Annotated in this window: 15 protein-coding genes; 11 read left to right on the plus strand and 4 right to left on the minus strand. The window is 61.4% G+C overall.

What is annotated here, in order from left to right:
* Nucleotides 1-74: 74 nt before the first annotated feature.
* Nucleotides 75-1976: a phosphoglycerate dehydrogenase gene (gene serA / locus ABD833_RS03640; protein ID WP_345071048.1), complete on the plus strand. Its 1902-nt coding sequence runs from the start codon at nt 75-77 to the stop codon at nt 1974-1976.
* Nucleotides 1977-2518: 542 nt separating this feature from the next.
* Here the strand turns inward: serA and ABD833_RS03645 are convergent.
* Entirely contained in the window at nt 2519-3874 is a 1356-nt protein-coding gene (locus ABD833_RS03645; RefSeq protein ID WP_345071049.1) for a D-alanyl-D-alanine carboxypeptidase/D-alanyl-D-alanine-endopeptidase, read from the minus strand.
* Nucleotides 3875-4272: 398 nt separating this feature from the next.
* On the opposite strand from ABD833_RS03645, the gene pyrG reads away from it, so the two are divergent.
* From pyrG to ABD833_RS03660, 3 genes are all read left to right on the plus strand, one after another.
* Nucleotides 4273-5919: a CTP synthase gene (gene pyrG / locus ABD833_RS03650; protein ID WP_345071050.1), complete on the plus strand. Its 1647-nt coding sequence runs from the start codon at nt 4273-4275 to the stop codon at nt 5917-5919.
* Between the two features lie 362 nt (nt 5920-6281).
* A complete protein-coding gene (gene yidC, locus ABD833_RS03655; protein ID WP_345071051.1) occupies nt 6282-8138 on the plus strand; it encodes a membrane protein insertase YidC in 1857 nt (618 codons plus the stop codon).
* 398 nt (nt 8139-8536) lie between these two features.
* Entirely contained in the window at nt 8537-9073 is a 537-nt protein-coding gene (locus ABD833_RS03660; protein WP_345071052.1) for a DUF6438 domain-containing protein, read from the plus strand.
* 248 nt (nt 9074-9321) lie between these two features.
* Here the strand turns inward: ABD833_RS03660 and ABD833_RS03665 are convergent, their stop codons facing one another.
* Nucleotides 9322-10989, minus strand: coding sequence for an ABC transporter substrate-binding protein (locus ABD833_RS03665; protein WP_345071053.1), 1668 nt, complete (start codon nt 10987-10989; stop codon nt 9322-9324).
* A gap of 185 nt (nt 10990-11174) precedes the next feature.
* Here ABD833_RS03665 and ABD833_RS03670 point away from each other — a divergent pair, with 185 nt between their 5' ends.
* The 5 genes from ABD833_RS03670 (at nt 11175) to lepB (ending at nt 16670) form a co-directional block, all read left to right on the plus strand.
* Nucleotides 11175-11981, plus strand: coding sequence for a ParA family protein (locus ABD833_RS03670; protein WP_345071054.1), 807 nt, complete (start codon nt 11175-11177; stop codon nt 11979-11981).
* A gap of 985 nt (nt 11982-12966) precedes the next feature.
* Nucleotides 12967-13926: a ParB/RepB/Spo0J family partition protein gene (locus ABD833_RS03675; protein ID WP_345071055.1), complete on the plus strand. Its 960-nt coding sequence runs from the start codon at nt 12967-12969 to the stop codon at nt 13924-13926.
* Between the two features lie 15 nt (nt 13927-13941).
* Nucleotides 13942-14607, plus strand: coding sequence for a DUF5683 domain-containing protein (locus ABD833_RS03680; RefSeq protein WP_345071056.1), 666 nt, complete (start codon nt 13942-13944; stop codon nt 14605-14607).
* A complete protein-coding gene (gene dapB / locus ABD833_RS03685) occupies nt 14604-15323 on the plus strand; it encodes a 4-hydroxy-tetrahydrodipicolinate reductase (protein ID WP_345071057.1) in 720 nt (239 codons plus the stop codon). The genes ABD833_RS03680 and dapB overlap by 4 nt, the downstream gene beginning before the upstream one ends.
* Nucleotides 15324-15482: 159 nt before the next feature.
* Nucleotides 15483-16670, plus strand: coding sequence for a signal peptidase I (gene lepB, locus ABD833_RS03690; protein WP_345071058.1), 1188 nt, complete (start codon nt 15483-15485; stop codon nt 16668-16670).
* 186 nt (nt 16671-16856) lie between these two features.
* Here lepB and ABD833_RS03695 read toward each other — a convergent pair whose 3' ends face one another.
* Nucleotides 16857-17522, minus strand: coding sequence for a uracil-DNA glycosylase (locus ABD833_RS03695; protein ID WP_345071060.1), 666 nt, complete (start codon nt 17520-17522; stop codon nt 16857-16859).
* Between the two features lie 119 nt (nt 17523-17641).
* Between ABD833_RS03695 and apaG the strand changes: the two genes are divergently transcribed.
* Both apaG and ABD833_RS03705 read left to right on the plus strand, forming a co-directional pair.
* Nucleotides 17642-18028, plus strand: a complete 387-nt coding sequence (gene apaG / locus ABD833_RS03700) for a Co2+/Mg2+ efflux protein ApaG (RefSeq protein WP_345071061.1) — start codon at nt 17642-17644, stop codon at nt 18026-18028.
* Nucleotides 18029-18117: 89 nt separating this feature from the next.
* The gene (locus ABD833_RS03705; RefSeq protein WP_345071062.1) at nt 18118-18948 is read left to right on the plus strand and encodes an O-methyltransferase; all 831 of its coding nucleotides are present in this window, start codon (nt 18118-18120) and stop codon (nt 18946-18948) included.
* 221 nt (nt 18949-19169) lie between these two features.
* Here ABD833_RS03705 and kdsA read toward each other — a convergent pair whose 3' ends face one another.
* Nucleotides 19170-19994, minus strand: coding sequence for a 3-deoxy-8-phosphooctulonate synthase (gene kdsA, locus ABD833_RS03710; protein ID WP_345071063.1), 825 nt, complete (start codon nt 19992-19994; stop codon nt 19170-19172).
* Nucleotides 19995-20072 lie beyond the last annotated feature (78 nt).

A 20072-nucleotide genomic window follows, 5' to 3' on the forward strand; every position in this document is an offset into this window, starting at 1 on the left:
CGCCGCGGGGGTTTTTTTTCTCCCCGGAATTTTTCACCGCGCCAATACCATTTCCGACCGATATTACCGCTGCTATGCCCCAACCAACCGCGCCGCTGCCCTACCTTATTATCGACTTCGACAGCACCTTCACCCAGGTGGAAGGGCTGGATGAGCTGGCCGATATTGCCCTGCAGGACCACCCCGACCGGGAGGGAATCGTGGGGGAAATCCGGGCCCTGACCGACGCGGGCATGAGCGGCAGCCTGAGCTTTTCGGAGTCGTTGCGGCAGCGGCTGGCTTTGCTGCCGGCCCGGCGCGAGCATCTGCCCCTGCTGGTGGCCCAGCTCAAAACCAAGGTTTCCGACAGCATCGTGCGCAACCGGGGCTTCTTCGCCCAGTTCCCGGGGCGCGTGTACATCGTCAGCAGCGGCTTCCGCGAGTTTATCGAGCCCGTGGTAGCCGACTTCGGCATCGACGCCGACCACGTGCTGGCCAACACCTTCACCTTTGCTGATGACGGCCGCATCACCGGTTTCGACCCCGACAACGTGCTGAGCCGCGACGGCGGCAAGATCGAGCAGTTGCGCCGCCTCGACTTAAGTGGCGACGTGTACGTGCTCGGCGACGGCTACACCGACTACCAGATGCGCGAAGCCGGCTTGGCTAACCGCTTCTACGCCTTCACCGAAAACGTCAGCCGCGAGGCCGTGACTTCCCGCGCCGACGAAGTAGTACCCTCTTTCGACGAATTCCTGTACCAGAACAAGCTCCCGATGACCCTCAGCTACCCCAAGAACCGCATCAAGGTGTTGTTGCTCGAAAACCCCGACCCCCGCGCCGCCGAGCTGTTGCGCGCCGAGGGCTACCAGGTCGATACCGTGCCCGGCGGCCTCGACGAGGACGAGCTGATCCGGCAGATTGAGGGCGTGAGCATTCTCGGCATCCGCAGCAAAACTCAGGTCACGGAGCGGGTGCTCGAAGCCGCCAACCGCCTGATTGCCGTGGGCGCGTTCTGCATCGGCACCAACCAGATTGACCTGACGGGCTGCATGAAGCGCGGTATTGCCGTGTTCAACGCACCCTTTTCCAATACCCGCTCGGTGGTGGAGCTGGCCCTGGGCGAAATCATCATGCTGGCCCGCCGCATTCCGGAGAAAAACCCCAGGATGCACCAGGGCGAGTGGGACAAGTCGGCGCGGGGGGCCTTTGAAATCCGGGGCAAGAAGCTCGGCATCATCGGCTACGGCAACATCGGCTCCCAGCTTTCGGTGGTGGCCGAGGCCGTGGGCATGCAGGTGCTCTACTACGACGTGGCCGAAAAGCTCCAGCTGGGCAATGCCGTGCGCTGCCGCACCCTGGAAGAGCTGCTCCGCCAGGCCGACGTGGTGACGTTGCACGTGGACGGCCGCCAGGAAAACACCAACCTGATCGGGGCCGCCGAGCTGGCGCTGATGAAACCCGGGGCCCTGCTGCTCAACAACGCCCGCGGCCACGTAGTCGACGTGGCGGCCCTGGCCGCGGCCCTGCGCAGCGGCCACCTCGGCGGCGCGGCCATCGACGTATTCCCCTACGAGCCCAAAACCAACGACGAGACGTTTGAAACCGAGCTACGGGGCCTGCCCAACGTGCTGCTCACGCCCCACATCGGCGGCAGCACGGCCGAGGCTCAGCGCAACATCGCCGAGTTCGTGCCCGAGCGCATCATGCAGTACGTGAACACCGGCAACACCCAGCAGAGCGTCAACTTCCCCAACATCCAGCTGCCCGTGCAGCAAGCCCACCGCCTCATTCACATCCACGCCAACGTCCCCGGGGTGCTGGCCCGCATCAACAATGTGCTGGCCGAGCACCACGTCAACATCCTGGGCCAGTACCTGAAAACCAACGAGCACATCGGCTACGTGATTACCGACATCGACAAGGAATATGCGCCCGAGGTCATTGGCGAGCTGCGCAAGGTGGAGCACACGATTAAGTTTCGGGTGCTGTATTAATGCTGACGGCCTTATCCACTCTCGGCGCCATGATCCTGCTGCTCATCGGCAAGCCGGCGCCGGCACTTTTGCCTACCTGGGCACAAGCTCATTGGGCAAAATCGGGGCTGAGCACTACCTTCAGCCGGGCGGCCTACGCCACTCCCGGCTACCTGCAAGCTGACTTCAATAGCCGTGCTGGTTACCAGACGCGCCACCGGCAGCCAAGGCATTATAGTTCTGCACCAGGCCCTGGCTGCCCATCACGTACTGGGAGCTGGTTCCGACCCAAAATCCGATATACTATCCGGGAATTTTTCCTGGGTGGCCTACTGGAGTCTGTATGCTAAGCCGACTACCGAAGAAGTAATACTGGATGCCAACGGCGATTTAAAGGACCGCCTGGTTCACCTGAAGCACCCCTGTATCGAACTAAGGAAGGAAGATACTGGCGGCATGATTTACTGGAATGGCAAACGCTACATCTGGCTGCATCAAGGCTGCTGAATGCTTCCCAAGCCTCCCCCGAACATGCTAAGCTTCCGTTTCCGGCGCCGGTAGCGTTACATTCGTTCCCGCACCTGCCCCAACACCCGCTCCATTTCGGCGCGCACCGGTGAGTCGTCGCCGGGAATGCTGTTGTTTAAAAAGCTGAACGCCAACAGCCGGCCGGACTTCGTGCGCACGTAGCCGGTCAGGTTGCAGATGTTGGTGAGCGTGCCGGTTTTCGCCCAGAGCCAGGGCTGGCCGGCCACCACCGGGCGGTAGCGCCGGCGCAGGGTGCCGTGCCCGCCACCCGCCGCCAACAGGTTCAGCAGCCGCGGCTCGGGCACTTCCCGGTGCAGCCTGAGCAGCAGGGCCGTGAGCGTGCGGGGCGTGACGAGGTTGAGGCGGGAGAGGCCCGAGCCGTCCACCCACTGCGGGGCGTCGGGCAGGTCGGCGAGGAACTGCTGGCGCACGGCGCGAATGGTGCGGTCCGAGTTCAGCGAGTCGGGGCCCAGCCGGGAGGAGCACATCAGCAGCAGCTGCTCGGCCAGGAAATTGTCGCTCACCTGCAGCATGCGCCGGTACAGCGAATCGACGGGCAGACCAGTCAGGGTGCGGATGCTGTCCTGGGGGCGCAGGGCCCACGGCAGGGCGCGCACCGGGCGGCGCAGCGTATCCTGCAGCAGCTTCAGCAACAGCTCGGGGCTGGTGCGGAAGGGCGTTTCATCAATCCAGGTTTTGGTGAAGGGCAGCACGAAGAAGCGGTTTTCGAGCACGGCCCGGCGCACGTGGTCGGTGCTGCGGAAGCTGGCCGGGGCCGGCTCCACCATGGCGCTGAAGTCGCGGGGCAGCACCCGGGGGCGCTGGTTGGGCTTGGCGTAGAAGCGTACCGTATGGCCGTAGATGGGGAAGGGGCCGCGCTCGGGCGAGTAGTAGTAATTATAGTCGTCCCAACTCCAGCCCGGCCCGAACGCCTCGACGCAGGGAATAGCCGAGTAGAACAGCTTTTCGGGGCGATTCTGCAGGAAGGCAAACGCCCGGCGCGAGGGTACGTCGCCGTGCAGCAGCGTCGGGTCGCCGGTGCCCCAGAACAGCAGCGAATCGTGCCGCACCACGTAGCGCAGGCTGGGCAGCGAGTCGCCGAGCAGGTGCAGGCCGGCATAAAAGCTGAACAGCTTCATGGTGCTGGCCGGGGTGAAGTAGCGCTCCGAATTCAGCTCGTACAGCGGCTCCCCGGTCGCCACCTCGGTGATGCATACTCCCACCTGGTGCTGGCGCAAAACGGGCGACGTGGTGATGAGCCGGTTGAGCCAGTGCGGCCCTTTGCCCCGCCGCAGCGCCGTTTCCATAGCCTGCTCATCGTCGCCGGAGCGGGGCGTGGCCGGGGCCGACAGGGCTCCGCAGACCAGGAGCAGGGCGAATAAGTAGCGCATATCAAGGGCGTTTGGGGCGCGCAATATGCAGCTTCAATCTTTGATTTCACTATACACTCTATAAAATTTATGTACAGGTATTTATTGCAGCTTACTTAAAGTGTAGAATTAACTAAAAACGGGTTTTTTCACTCTTCCTGTCATCCTGAGCAAAGCGAAGGGTCTTCCGCCTCGCCCCGGCCTACCGTGCTTCAGGGAGCAACGCTTTTCCCTGCGCGCGGGGCAGCGATTTTCTGAGGTAAAAAGCTGGGCTGCTTAGCCGGGGAAGGTCCTTCGCTCGGCTCAGGATGACCGACGACCAAACAGCCGGCGCAGCTTCCCTCCTACCCTACTGTCGGCGCCACATTCCGGAAGCGGCGCCGCCCGACCCACTTATTTGAGTAGCTTTGCGTCCTGTTATGCCAGACAGAACCCCCACCCCCGCGCCCACCGCCAAGTACATCTTCGTTACCGGCGGCGTTACCTCTTCCCTGGGTAAAGGCATCATTGCCGCCTCCCTCGCCAAGCTGCTCCAGGCCCGCGGCTTCCGGGTCACCATCCAGAAGTTCGACCCCTACATCAACATCGATCCGGGCACGCTGAACCCCTACGAGCACGGGGAATGCTACGTGACCGACGACGGCGCCGAAACCGACCTGGACCTGGGCCACTACGAGCGGTTTCTGAACGTGCCCACTTCCCAGGCCAACAACGTCACCACCGGCCGCATCTACGACACGGTGATCCGCAAGGAGCGCGAGGGGGCTTACCTGGGCAAGACCGTGCAGGTGGTGCCCCACATCACCGACGAGATTAAGCGGCGCATGCTGCTGCTCGGCGACCATGCCGACTTCGACATCGTCATCACCGAAATCGGGGGCTGCATCGGCGACATCGAGAGCCTGCCCTTCGTGGAAGCCGTGCGCCAGCTGCGCTGGGAGCTGCCACCGAACGACTCGGTCGTGATTCACCTGACGCTGCTGCCCTACCTGGCCGCGGCCGGGGAGCTGAAAACCAAACCCACCCAGCACTCGGTGCGCGACCTGCGCGAAGCCGGCCTGCAGCCCGACATCCTGGTGTGCCGCTCCGAGCACCCCATTCCGATGGAGATGCGCAAGAAGATTGCGCTGTTCTGCAACGTCAAAATCAACTCCGTCATCGAGGCCCTGGATGCCGACAGCATCTACTCGGTGCCCCTGCTCATGCTCAAGGAGCACCTCGACGAGCGGGTTATCAAGAAGATGCGCCTCACCGGCGGCAGCGCCGCGCCCGACCTGGAAATCTGGAAGGACTTCCTGGGCCGGCTCAAGAACCCGACTGAGGAAATCACCATTGCCCTGGTGGGCAAGTACGTGGAGCTGCCCGACGCCTACAAGTCCATCAACGAGGCCTTCGTGCACGCCGGCGCCCTGAACGAGTGCAAGGTGACCGTGCGCAGCATTCAGAGCGACAACATCACCCCCGACAACATCGCCCAGCTGCTGCACGGCGTGGATGGGGTGCTGGTGGCCCCTGGCTTCGGCGAGCGGGGCTTCGAGGGTAAGATTACGGCCATTAAGTACGTGCGCGAAAACCGGATTCCGTTCTTCGGCATCTGCCTGGGTATGCAGTGCGCGGTGGTCGAGTTTGCCCGCAATGTGCTGAAGATGGACGGCGCCTCCTCCACCGAGATGGACCCGGCCTCGCCCTACCCCGTCATTGCCATGATGGAGGAGCAGAAGAACATCACCCAAAAAGGCGGCACCATGCGCCTGGGGGCCTACAACTGCGAGCTGCGCAAGGGCTCCAGGGCGGCCAAAGCCTACGGCCGCAACCACATCAGCGAGCGGCACCGCCACCGCTACGAGTTCAACAACCAGTATCTGCAGGCCTTTGAGGAGGCCGGCATGGTGCCCTCGGGCCTGAATCCGGAAACGGGACTGGTGGAAGTGATTGAGCTGCCGGCTCACCCGTGGTTCGTGGCCGGGCAGTTTCACCCCGAGCTGAAAAGCACGGTCCAGAACCCCCACCCGCTGTTCGTGCGCTTCGTGAAAGCGGCCATCCAGCACCACAAAAACGAGATTTAACCATCTCTTTTCGGCTGTTCATAAATTCGTCTGTTATCCTGAGCCGGCGCAGGACCTTCCTCTTTCCGCGCTGAAAACGCCTTTCAACGGCCAAAGCCCTTCGCCTACACTGGTGAAGGGCTTTGCTCATTTCAAAGGGCCGGCAGTGGCGACGAGGAAGGTCCTTCACTCCGCTGCGCGCCGTTCAGGATGACAGACGTATTCGTGGCGGCGCCTGCCAAAAATACCGGCTGGCGAATATTCTTCTGCCAAAGCTGAACTTTGCGGCGGCTCGCCGGATTTTTGAAGCGGGCCGTGCTTTCGCGTACCTTTGCGTTTTGCGGCGCCCGGCGCCCGTTATCTTTTCCAGTCAGTACCCTTCGATGGACAAAAACCAAGCAACCGGCCTGTTTCTGATTTCGGCCTTGCTCCTCGTCTACCTGTTCTTCTTCGCGCCCAAAAAGCCCGAGGACCAGCCCGCCCCGAAAGCCACCACCACGACCGCCGCCGCGAAGCCCGGCGCGGTGGCCACCCCGGCGCCGCTGGATTCAGTTGCCGCCGTGAAGGCGTTGGGTAGCTTTGCCACGGCTGCCCAGGGCACGGCCCAGCAGGTGCAGCTGCAAAACCCTAACCTCACGGTTACTTTCTCGACCAAAGGCGGCCGGGTAGAAGCGGTGCGGCTGAACAAGTACAAGACCTTCTTCGGCAAGCCCCTGGATTTGCTGGATGCCCAAAGCGCCCGGCTCGACACCCGCTTCCGCACCACCGACGGCCGCACCGTGCGGTTGTCGGATCTGTATTTCCAGCCCACCGCCGCGCAGCCCGGAGCCCTGGGTGAGCGCAAAGGCCAGAGCATAACCTTCACGGCCGCCGTAGCCGGGGGCCGCGTGGAGCAGGTCTACACCCTGCTGGACGATTCCTACGAACTGGGCTACATGCTGCGCATGCCGGGCCTGACCAACACCCTGGCCCAGGAGCCGCTGACCTTCACCTTCCTGGACCGCGTGCGGCAGACCGAGCAGGACGCGCCGCAAAACCGCAACCACAGCACCATCAACCACTTCCTGGCCACCGAGGACCACGGCGCGCTGGCCGAAGCCTCGGAAAGCCCGGAGGAAATCATTGCCTCGGCGCCGGTGAAGTGGGCAGCCCACAAGCACGACTTCTTCGTGGCCGGCATCATTGCCGATAACCAGTTCACGACGGGCAAATTCAACTCCACCGTGAACCTGGGGGATTCGACCTTCCTGAAAACCATGAGCACCACGCTCACTATTCCGGTGGCCGACGTGACCCAGGGCAAGGCGGGCTTCAGGTTTTATTTCGGGCCTAACTCCTTCCCCGTGATGAAGGCGGTGACGCCGGAATTTGAGCGCAACGTATACCTGGGCTGGGGTATTTTCCGCTGGATGAACCAGTTTGTGGTCTTGCCCGTGTTCCACTTCCTGGAGCAGTTCGTCGGGTCTTACGGCGTGATTATCGCCCTGCTGGTGCTGCTGATCAAGCTCGTAACCTGGCCCCTGACCTACAAAACCTACGTCTCGCAAGCCCGCATGAAAGTGCTGAAGCCCGAAATCGACGAGCTCAAGGAAAAGTACGGCGATGACCAGACCAAGGTGCAGAGCGAGACCATGAAGCTTTACTCCGCTTTCGGCGTGAGCCCGCTCAGCGGCTGCGTACCCACGCTGCTCACCATCCCGATTCTGCTGGCCATGTTCCAGTTCTTCCCCAACGCCATTGAGCTGCGCCAGGAGCACTTCCTCTGGGCCAAGGACCTGAGCAGCTACGACGTGTTCCTGAAGCTGCCCTTCTACATTAAGTGGTATGGCGACCACGTGAGCATGTTCACGCTGCTCATGACGGCCTCCACCCTGCTCATGACGTGGCAGAGCAGCCAGGTGAACCCGCAGATGCAGGGCCAGATGAAGGTGATGGGCTACGCCATGCCCATCGTGTACATGTTCGTGCTGAACAGCTTCTCGGCCGGCCTGACCTGGTACTACTTCGTGTCGAACATGATTACGTTCGGCCAGCAGTTCATCACCAAGAGCTTCGTGGATGAAACCAAGCTCCGCGCCCAGCTCGAAGCCAACAAGGTGAAGAACAAGGACAAGAAGCCCGGCGGCTTCCAGGCTCGCATTGCCGAAGCCATGAAAAACGCCCAGGAGCGCGAAGCCCAGGCCAAGCAAGGCAGCGCGGCCCCGGCCGACAAGCCCAAAAAGCCTACCCGCCGCTCGTAGTCAGCCTTTGGCTGGCAAGTCTCAAAGCCCATCTGCTTCGGCCGATGGGCTTTTTTTCGTTCCTTAGCCGAAGTGGTGCCACGACTTTTTGGTCGTGGCACCACTATCGCTGAACGACAGTCGTGTCCGCCTCAGCCACGGTAGTACCACGACCGAAAAAAGCCGGGGTACCATGGCTTCGGTTTGTTCGTGGTACCACTATTGCTGAGCGACAGTCGTGTCCGCCTCAGCCACGGGGGTACCACGACCGAAAAAAGCCGGGGTACCACGGCTTCGGTTTGGTCGTGGTACCACTATTGCTGAGCGACTGTCGTGTCCGCCTCAGCCACGGGGGTACCCCGACCGAAAATAAAGCCGGGGTACTACTCCTTCGGACCACCACCCTCATTTCCACCGCCATGCGCCTGCTCTCTGCCCTGCTGCTTGCCCTCCTGATTTCCGCCTCGGCGGCAGTAGCCCAACAGACTCCGGTTAAAACTGCTACTCAAACCAAAGCCAAGCAGAAGGTCAAACAGCCAAAGTCGACGAAGCAGGTGGCCGCTAAAAAGGCCCCGGTCGCGCCGGTTATCGTCTTCAGGCAGACGCCCTGCTTCGGCATCTGCCCCGACTATGATGCCACCATTTACCCCAACGGCCGCGTGACCTACGTAGGACGTCAACACACCAAACTCACTGGTACGCACGAGCTGAAGCTGCCGGCCGCTACGGTGGCCATGATCCTGGCCGAAGCCCGGAATATCGGCTTCCGCAAGCTGCAACCGCACTACACCGAAAACACGTCCGACCTACCCTCCACCTTTCTCAGCATCCGTCAGCCCGACGGCACGCTGAAAACCGTGCAGGTCGAGGAAGGCGCCCCCGCCAGCCTGCAAAAGCTACTGCATTACATCAGCGGCGAGCTGGATAAGATTTCGAGTAACACGGCCGACAGATAAAGAGTCGGTGGCGGGAAGGCGTAATCCCGGTTCTTGCGGGCATGCTGCGCATGAAGCAGAGCCGGAGCAGTCCGTCCTGAGCAACGAAGAAAATCTGGTTTCCTCAAAAAACCCTGACGCATGCCAGCGCCGGGGCTTGCTGCGTTAACCAAGCTCAGGCCATTGCACAGGCCGGATTGACGCCGCCCGAAGCACGAAATGTCCTTCGTGCTCGCCATGACAGTGCCCTGGTTGGGAGTAGGACTGGCTTACTCCTTCCGCACCCGCTCCAGTACCAGCTGGTTCATCGGATTGGGCGTCAGGCCGCGGATGTTGTTCTGGGTGAGGCGCACGACCTCGTCGTAGTAGAGCGCGATGACCGGGCTTTCGTCCACGATGATGCGGTCCATCCGGCGGTAGAGGTCGTAGCGCTTTTCCACGTCCTGCTCCAGGTTGGCCTGCTCGTAGAGCCGGTCGTAGGCGGCGCTTTGGAAGTGGGTTTTGTTGGGGCCGGCCGGGGCGAAGTTCTTGCTGTAAAACAAAGCCAGGTAGTTTTCCGCGTCGGGGTAGTCGCCAAGCCAGCTTTTGGAGAAAAAAGCCGCGCGGCCGTTGTCTACCATTTCCTGCTGGGCCCCGCCCTGGTTGATGTCGATGGCCACCCGCACGCCCACGTCGGCCCAGTTTTTCTGCAGGTACTCGCACACTTCCTTGCGCTCCACCAGGGTGCTCAGGTGCAGCGTCAGCGGCCGGGCCGGCCCATAGCCCGCCGCCTTCAGCAGCGCCCGCGCTTTCCGGGGCTGATACGAATAGCCCGGTACCAACTTGGCGCTGTACGAGGGCAACGACGACGGCACGAAGCCCGAGATGCCCGGCACGCCCACGTTGTTGAGGAAGTAGGCAATCAGCTCGGGCTTGTTGAGCGCGTAGTTCAGGGCCTGCCGCACCCGCTTGTCGCGCAGGGCCGGGTTGGCCGCTTCACCCCGCAGGTTGGTAGCGTCGAGCTGGAAGCCCAGGTATTCGGTGTTCAGGTAGGGGACTTTCTGCAACCGGAATTTACCTTTGAAGTCGTCGCGCACCGTGCCGTCGGGGTGCAGGATAAGGTCGCGGCTGCCGGCCCGGATGCCGCTCAGAAAATCCAGCTTGCCCTGCTGGAAAGTCAGAAACTCCGTTTTGCGGTCCTGAATAAAGCTGATCTGCACCGCGTCGAGGTAGGGCAGCGGGCGGTTCCGGGCGTCGCGCTTCCAGTAGGTGGGGTTGCGGTGGTAGATGATGGCGTTACCCTCGTCCCATTCCTTGAATCGGAACGGGCCGGTGCCCACCGGATGCTCCCGGAAGTCCTTGCCGTACTTTTCCACGGCTTCGCGCGGCACTACGTAGGCGTAGGGCATGGCCAGGATACCCAGAAACGGAATAAACGGCTCCTTTAAGTACACCCGCAGCGTGGAGTCGTTCAGGGCTTTAAAGCAGGTATCGGCCGGTTCGCCGGCGGCGTTTTCCAGCACTTTGCCCCGGAATATCCAGCCGCCGGGGCTGGCGGTGGTTTTGTCGAGCAGGCGGCGGAAGCTGTACACGAAGTCGGGCGCGGTAACCCGGCGGCCTTTGCCCCGCGGGAATACGGCGGAGTCGTGGAAGCGCACGGTGGGGCGCAGCGTGAAGGTATACTGCCTGCCATCGGCCGAAACCTCGTAGCGCCGGGCCACCGACGGAATGGGCCGCAGGGCCGAATCCAGCTCCACCAGGCCATTGTAGAGCTGCGTTACGGCCCAGATATTGGCCTGGCGGTTGGAGAAGGCCGGGTCCAGCGAGGTCAGCGACTCGGGCTGGTTGTAGCGGAACACGCGCCGGGCGTCGGTGGGCGGGGTGGCGGGGCCGCACCCGGTCAGAACCGGGAGCAGCAGGACAACATAAACGGCAAAACGACGCGCAAACGAAAGCATGGGAACGGGGGAATCACGTATATTTGTCAGACAAAGGTACCGGGCTCAACGCTACCAGCGGCTTGCTGTTGGCTATTCACTTTTCCTTTCGGCCTTCCGACGAAAAGCGAGCCGCGGCTACCGTCCTGACTCCAACACGACAAGCTAACAGCTAAAAGCCATTAGCCAACAGCTTCTACAAACACATGGGAAAAATCATTGCGGTAGCCAATCAGAAGGGCGGCGTGGGCAAAACCACGACGGCCATCAACCTGGCTGCCAGCCTGGCGGCGCTGGAATATCGCACCCTGCTCGTCGATGCCGACCCGCAGGCCAACTCCACGTCCGGCGTCGGGTTCGACCCGAAGGATATCGAAAACAGCATCTACGAGTGCATGGTGGACGGCATCAACGCCCAGGACATCATTCTGCAAACCCAGGTGCTGCCCCACCTCGACCTGATGCCCTCCCACATCGACCTCGTGGGGGCTGAAGTGGAGATGATCAACCTGCCCAACCGGGAGGAGAAGATGAAGGACGCCCTGCGCCCGCTGGCCGATCAGTACGACTTCATCATCATCGACTGCTCCCCGTCGCTGGGTCTGATTACGGTGAATGCCCTCACGGCCGCCCACTCGGTTATCGTGCCGGTGCAGTGCGAGTATTTCGCCCTCGAAGGTTTGGGCAAGCTGCTCAACACCATCAAAATCATTCAGAGCCGGCTGAATGAGGAGCTGGAAATCGAAGGCATCCTGCTCACCATGTACGACGTGCGCCTGCGCCTGAGCAACCAGGTGGTGGAGGAAGTCAAGCTGCACTTCCAGCAGCTCGTGTTCGATACCATCATCCCCCGCAACGTGAAGCTGAGTGAGTCGCCGAGCTTCGGCATTCCGGTGATTCTGCACGACGCGGAAAGTAAAGGCAGCATCAGCTACCTGAACCTGGCCCGCGAAATCGTGGAGAAAAATATCGTGGCCAACGCCCCGGAAGCGGCCGAGGATACGGCGGCGTAGAAGTTTCTACCTGAATTTTTAAAAAGGCCAGCAGTTTTGCCGGCCTTTTTAGTTTCTATGTGACGCGAAGTTCCACTTCGCGAAACGCCCGCGCCGCCTCACCGATTATTGTTCAACGCCTCGCGAAGTAAAACTTCGTGTTACGCCAGCGCGGCTTTGCGAACGACAGTAACGCGAGCTTTGTAGTTCGCGCTACTGTCGTTCGCAAAGCCGCTCACTTTTCAGTTTATATAACGGTTTCGCAAACGGGGTGGCTGCCGGTCCGGCGGCTTTTTCAGCCGTCGGGCCGGTCGTCGCTTGCGCCATGCCGCCCGAGCAGCGTCAGCGAACGGAAACCGGCCCGACGGCTGAAAAAGCCACCGGACCGGGACTTACACCGTTCGCCAAACCGCTATAAGTGTGTCGATATGCTTGCCGCTATAGCGGTTTCGTGAACAGTATACCCAGTGTCCGCTACTCTGGACTGGTCGCCGGGAGCGGACGTTGAACGTCCCGGGCCAACGACGACCGGCCCGACGGCTGGCAGCCGCCGGACCGGCAGCCACACCGTTTGCGAAACCGCTATAACAGCCCCTAACATCCAGATACCCGCAACTCTCCCACTTCCAATTTGCCGCAAGCCTACCAACGGCAGCCCGCTACCCGCTACGCAGCGACCCATCCCGCTAGCGGCAATGCAGCGACGGGCCCGGCTAAGGTAAGCAAATGCCCCTTCGCTACTTCGGCGAAGCCGAGTCACTTCAGGCGCCTGCAGCGTCTTTTGCCGCGAACCGGCCCGCGCCCCACCCCTACCAGTGCCTCTGGTCAACCCGGTAATGCCCATTGGCACTTTGGCCGAACCGCCAGCCCGCTGACTGACAGCCTGCCACCGCAACGTTCCACGATTATTTCGGCACCGTGGAACATTTTTTCCGCTGCTTCGCCTCGGTTTGTGTATTTTTGAATCCCGCTTCCGCCTGGTATTGGGTACAAGCAGCTTGTAGGTATGTCCGAGAAGAACGAAGAGAAAACGACGCCGGCCGCCATTCCCGCGGTGGCCAAACGCAAAATCGGTGGGCTGGGCCGGGGCCTGAATGCCCTGATTGAAGGCAGCTACGAGAAGAAGGGCGAGCGGCTGGTGTCGCACCCCATGAACTCGGTGGGCTTCATTCCCCTCACGCATATTGAGGCGAATCCCTACCAGCCCCGCACCCACTTCGACCAGGAAGCGTTGCAGGAGCTGGCCGAATCCATCAAGATTCAGGGCATCATCCAGCCCGTAACGGTGCGGCAGATGGGCACCAACTCCTACCAGCTTATTTCCGGGGAGCGGCGCCTGCAGGCTTCCAAGCTGGCGGGGCTGGATACCATTCCGGCCTACGTCCGCAAGGCCGACGACCAGCAGATGCTGGAAATGGCCCTGATTGAGAACATCCAGCGCGAAAACCTCAACGCCATCGAAATTGCGCTCAGCTACCAGCGCTTGGTCAGCGAGTGCAACCTGAAGCAGGAAGAGCTGGGCGACCGGGTAGGCAAAAACCGCTCGACCGTAACCAACTACCTGCGCCTGCTCAAGCTGCCGCCCGACATTCAGATCGGTCTGCGCGATACGGCCATATCCATGGGCCACGCCCGCGCCCTGATCAACATCGAAGATGCCGAGCAGCAGCTGGCGTTGTTTCACCGCATTCTGGCGGAGGAATTGTCGGTGCGCAAGGTGGAGCAGCTGGTGCGCGCCGGGGGCGCCGCGCCCAGAAAGGCCGACGCGCCCGCAACGCCGAACGGGCCGGACCAGCCGCTGCACGTTCCCGTGGCCGAGCTGCGCCGCACCGAGCGCTACCTTTCCGACCGGTTTGGCAGCAAGGTGCTGGTGAAGCCCGGGCCGCAGGGCAATGGCGAGATTAAAATTGCGTTTGACTCGGTAGAAGACATGCAGCGTATTCTGCATATTCTGCAACCGGCTTAAGCTTTATTCCTTCCTATGATCGGGCTCCGCAACGTAACGGCCGGGTTGGGTTTGCTGCTGACCGGCGCGCTGGCGCCCGCCGCCCGGGCCCAGGCCGTGATGACGGCCGGCCCCGACTCGACCCAGGTCACTACCACTGCCGTCACGGACTCTTCGCGGCGCACTGAGCAGCTGTTTGGCTTTCGGATGACGCGGCCGGCCAAGGCGGGCCTGCTCTCGGCCCTGTTGCCCGGCACCGGCCAGATCTACAACCGCAAGTACTGGAAGCTGCCGCTGGTATACGGCGCGGTGGGCGGCACCATTTACGGGGAGATTTACTACCAGCGCCTGTATAAGGAGTTTAAAACAGCTTACGCGGGCTTGCTGCAGAACCCGAAAATAGCCCCTTCCGGCCCCAACAAAGACGTCATCGGGATGGACAGCAGCATTGCCTACCGGGGCATTGTCGCCAACCGTCGTCCCCGCGACCAGTTCTACTTCTACATCGGCGTGGCCTACGCCCTCAATATCCTGGATGCCGTAGTCGATGCCCACCTCCGCGACTTCGATATCAGCGACGACCTGAGTCTGCACTGGGAGCCCAGCATGCTCTGGGTCCCCACGGCTCTTCCTGCTCCCGGCATCACGCTGACGCTTAATCTGACCTCCCGGCGCCCGGCGCGCCCAACCACGACCTTATGAAACTGCTGCTGATTGGCTACGGCAAAATGGGCCAGGCTATCGAAGCCCGGGCTATTGCCCGCGGCCACCAGATTGTCGGCATCGTGGACCCGTCCCGCCCCGACACTCACATTTCTGATTTCGATTCCACCTCGGCCGACGTGGCCATCGAGTTTACCCACCCCGACGCGGCTTTTGCCAACGTCATGGCCGGCCTGAAACAGGGGCTGCCGGTGGTGTGCGGCTCTACGGGCTGGCTGCACCATTTCGCGGAAGCCAAAGCGCTGGCCCAGCAAACCGGCGGGTCCTTGTTCTACGCCTCCAACTACAGCGTGGGCGTGAACCTGTTCTTCCACTTCAATGAGTATATAGCCGCCAAGATGCACCAGTTCGGCGGCTACGACGTGCGGGTCCGGGAGATTCACCACACCCAGAAAGTAGACCAGCCCAGCGGCACGGCCCTCACGGCAGCCGAAGCCATTCTGCGCCACTTCCCCACCAAAACAACCTGGCGCAACGAGCTGACCCAGGCCGCCAACGAGCTGGCTATTCTCTCGGAGCGCGAAGGCCAGGTGGTGGGTACGCACATCGTTACCTACTCCTCGGAGGCCGACAGCCTAGAGCTCAGGCACGAGGCCCACAGCCGCGACGGCTTCGTGCAGGGCGCCCTGCTGGCCGCCGAGTGGCTGCCCGGCCGCCCGGGCGTGTTTGGCATGAAGGAGCTACTGGACCTGTAGGGTTTTGGTTGTTCGTTTTTGGTTGTTCATTTTTGGTTCCTGGAGTTTCGTTGTTCGTGGCGGCCTGAAAATCAAAAACCAATAACCCGAAACCAAATTCAGATATTACGTCGTTCAACAGCAGCTGCCGCTGCTCTATCCGTTTCATTTCGCCGACTTATGGCCGTCCAATCCTGGGAGGAGCGCACCGCCGCCCTCAATACCGCTACTCCATCGTCACCCCAGCAGAAGCCCAAAGGCTTCCTGCGCGAATGGGGCGATGCCATTCTGTTTGCCGTGGTAGCGGCCACCCTCATCCGCTGGGCTACGTTCGAAGCCTACACTATCCCGACGCCCTCGATGGAGGATTCGCTGCTGGTGGGCGACTACCTGTTCGTGAGCAAGCTGCACTACGGCCCGCGTACCCCGCAGACGCCTTTGCAGCTGCCCCTGACCCACCAGACCGTCTGGGGCACCAGTATCCCAAGCTACTCCGACGCCCTGCAGCTGCCCTCCTACCGCCTGCCGGGCTTTTCGGAGGTGAAGCGCAACGACGTAGTGGTATTCAACGTGCCCTTCGAAAATCAGCACCCCGCCGACCTGCGCACCAACTACATCAAGCGCTGCGTGGCCGTGGCCGGCGACGTGCTGGAGCTAAAGGAGCAGCAGGTCTACATCAACGGCAAGCCCTTCACGCACCCCGTGGAAAGCCAGAACCGCTACTTCCTGCAGGCCGCCGAGCCCATCCGCGACAAGGTATTCCAGGAGCAGGGCGTAACGGAGTACAACCCCACCGGCGTACCGCAGCCCCGCCCCGAGGCCATGGGCGCGTACGTGGTAGATATGACGCCCAAAACGGCCGAGTTCTTCCGGCAACAGCCCTACATAAAAGGCGTGGTGCTCGATAAGTCGGCAGCCGGCGTGGGCGAAGCGGACGTATTTCCCAACAATCCCGACTACCCCAACAGCCTGCCCAACATGACGGGGTACGGTCCCTACAGCAGGTGGAACAAGGATAATTACGGTCCGCTCCAGATTCCCAAGCAGGGCCAGACGGTGCAGCTCACGCCCCGGAATTCGCCCATCTACCAGAAAATCATTCTGCGCTACGAGCATAATGAAGGCATCACGGTAAAGGATGGCGTGATTCTGCAGAACGGCAAGCCGCTGACCAGCTACACCTTCAAGCAGGACTACTTCTTCATGATGGGTGACAACCGCCACGACTCGCTCGATTCGCGCTACTGGGGTTTCGTGCCCAAAGACCACATCGTGGGTAAGGCCGTGATGATCTGGCTGTCGGTAGACCCCTACGCCGATTTCTTCCGCAAGATCCGCTGGAGCCGCCTGTTCGACCTCATCCGCTAGACCACGGATTCGTCCGGATTTTTCGGATTAATCGGATTTTGTGGACGATTACTGGCACGACAAAGGCCACCCGCAGGGGTGGCCTTTGTCGTTGTCCTTGGCTGAGGATGAAAATGCCGGTGTTCGCGCCGTTCACAAAATCCGATTAATCCGAAAAATCCGGACGAATCCGTGGTTCAGACAGTTTTACCAGGCAATCGGCGCCAGCCCGTGCTTGGTCAGGTAGTCGTTGGTCTGGCTGAAGGGCCTGGAGCCGAAGAAGCCCCGGTCGGCGGCAAAGGGCGAGGGGTGGGCCGACTTGATAACCAGATGCTTTTGTCCGTCGATGACTTCCCCTTTTTTCTGGGCGTAAGCCCCCCAGAGAACGAACACGACGTGCTCCTTGCCGGCCGAGACCTGCTGAATCACGGCGTCGGTGAACGGCTCCCAGCCTTTTTTCTGGTGGGAGCCCGGCTCACTGGCCCGTACGGTAAGCGTAGCATTGAGCAGCAGCACGCCCTGCCGGGCCCAGCGGTCCAGGTTGCCGCTGGTGGTGGGCGGCGTACCGGGCAGCTCGTCCCGGAGCTCCTTGAAGATGTTCTGTAACGAGGGCGGGATACGGATGCCGTCGGCCACGGAAAATGACAAGCCGTTGGCCTGACCCTTGCCGTGGTAGGGGTCCTGCCCCAGAATTACCACTTTTACCTGATCGAATGGGCAGGCGTCGAAGGCATGAAAAATGCTCGGGCCGGGTGGGTACACGGTGGCCGTGGCATACTCGCCCCGAACGTAGGCAATAAGATGCTGAAAATAGGGTTTTTCAAATTCGGCGGCGAGTACCTTACGCCAGCTTTCTGCTATCTTTACAGACATTTTTGTGGACATTGAATGAAGTTTTCAGGGACCCGGGCAAGCCATCGGGGTTCCTGGTTGCGTAGATAAACCAATTGCCGAAGACGGCTGTTAGTTCTCCACCGCATAGCATAGGAGCCATGAATACTACAACAACCCAGGGCGTAACGGTAAGCGTTACGACCAACTATCTGCCCGATTACTCCAGCCCCGGCCAGGAACACTACGTGTTTGCCTATAAGATAGATATTCACAACGGCAGCGAATATACGGTGAAGCTGCTCCGACGCCACTGGTACATCTACGATGCCAACGGGGTGGTGCGCGAGGTGGAAGGCGAAGGCGTGGTAGGCCAGCAGCCGGTGCTGGAACCCAGCGAGTCGCACCAGTACGTGTCGGGCTGCAATCTGAAATCGGGCCTGGGCAAGATGCGCGGCACCTACCAGATGGAGCGCCTCGTGGACGGCAAGGAATTCACGGTTGAGATTCCCGAATTCACCCTCGTGGTTCCGTATCGGTTGAATTAAGTTTTTTGCTATTGGTTTCTGGTTTCTGGTTTTTGGGCTCCTGAACCCCAAAAAACTAAAAACCAAAAACCAAAAACCGCTTCCCTCCTTTGTTTTTTCAGGCGTTCAGCTACATCCGGTTTTTACTCCGCTCGGGGAATGCGCATGGTCTGCATTCCCCATTCGTTTTTGGGCTCTATACCCGCGTCATCCACGATGATACCGCTCGGGCGGCTTACGCCCCGGTAGAGGCCCGCCGGCAGGAGCTGCGGCACAGTGCCGATACCATCGCGGTGCGGGACTTTGGCGCGGGCTCCCATACCGGGGCGGGGCGGCAGCGCCGCATCCGCGACATTGCCCGCACGGCCGCCAAGCCGCGCCAGTTCGGGCAGCTGCTGTTCCGGCTGGTGCAGCACTTTCAGCCCCGCGTGGTGCTGGAGCTGGGTACGTCGCTGGGTTTGACTACCGCTTACCTGGCTTCGGCTGATGCGCAGAGCCAGATAGTCACCTTTGAAGGTTGCCCGCAAACGGCAGCCGTAGCCCGGCAGACTTTCGCGCAGCTGAGTCTGCCCAACATCAGGCTGGTTGAGGGCAACCTGGATGAAACCCTGGCCCCTGCCCTGGCCGCCCTGCCCGGTCCGCTCGACTTCGCCTTTTTCGACGGCAACCACCGCTACGAGCCCACGGTGCGCTACTTCGAGCAGTGCCTGCCCTACCGCACCGAGCACAGCGTGTTCGTGCTCGACGATATCCACTGGTCGGCGGAAATGGAGCGGGCCTGGCACACGATCAGGCGGCATCCCGAGGTGATGCTCACCATCGACCTGTTCTTTATCGGGCTGGTATTCTTCCGCCGCAATCAGCCCAAGCAGCACTTCACGCTCCGCTTCGATAACGCGGTGGATAAGCTGCTGAACCGCGTGAAGCCGCTATCAGCCTGATTCTTCAGTTGCCGGTTGCCAGTTGCCGGTTGCCGGTTGCCAGTTGCCGGTTGCCGGTTGCCGGTTGCCAGTTGCCGGTTGCCAGTTGCCGGTTGCCAGTTGCCAGTTGCCGGTTGCCGGTTGCCGGTTGCCAGTTGCCAGTTGCCGGTTGCCGGTTGCCAGTTGCCGGTTGCCAGTGCGTTCTTGGTGTGTAAATGAACTGGCAACCGGCAACCGGCAACTCAACGGATGGCTTCCCGCACCCGGGTTAGCTTGATGAGCAGCTCTTCCAGCTTGTCCAGCGCCAGCATGTTGGCTCCGTCCGATTTGGCGGTGGCGGGGGTTGGATGCGTTTCAATGAACAGGCCATCGGCACCCACGGCAATGGCGGCTTTGGCAATGGTTTCGATGAGGGCGGGCTGACCGCCCGTGACCCCGCTGGCCTGGTTGGGCTGTTGCAGGGAGTGCGTCACGTCCATCACCACCGGCACGCCGAAGCTGCGCATGGCGGGCAGGTTGCGGAAGTCGACTACGAGGTCGGAGTAGCCGAAGGAGTTGCCGCGGTCGGTGAGAATGACGTGCTCATTGCCCGACTGGCGCACCTTATCCACGGCAAACTGCATGGACTCGCCGCTCAGGAACTGGCCTTTCTTCACGTTGACCACCTTGCCGGTTCTGGCCGCCGCCACCAGCAAATCGGTCTGGCGGCACAGGAAAGCCGGAATCTGCAGCACATCCACGTACTCCGCCGCCAGCGCCGCTTCCTCCGACTCGTGGATATCGGTCACGGTAGGCACCCCGATTTCGCGCCCCACTTTAGCCAGGATGCGCAGGGCCGTTTCGTCGCCGATGCCGGTGAACGAGTCGAGGCGGCTGCGGTTGGCTTTGCGGTAGGAGCCCTTGAAAATAAACGGAATCTGGAGCTTGTCGGTGATATGCTGCACCCGCTCAGCGATGCGCAGGGCCATATCCTCGCCCTCGATGACGCAGGGCCCGGCCATCAGAAAAAACTGACCGGAATTGGTGTTGCGGAAATGGGGCAGCGCGGAGGCCAGGGAAGTCAGCATAAAGGAAAGAATGTGCCCCCAGGCTCCAGCCCGGGGCGGCGTTGAAAAGTATCGTTTCGTCGTTCAGCAAGCGGCCAG

Origin of the sequence: Hymenobacter fastidiosus (assembly GCF_039539565.1) — a bacterium.
GTDB lineage: Bacteria > Bacteroidota > Bacteroidia > Cytophagales > Hymenobacteraceae > Hymenobacter > Hymenobacter fastidiosus.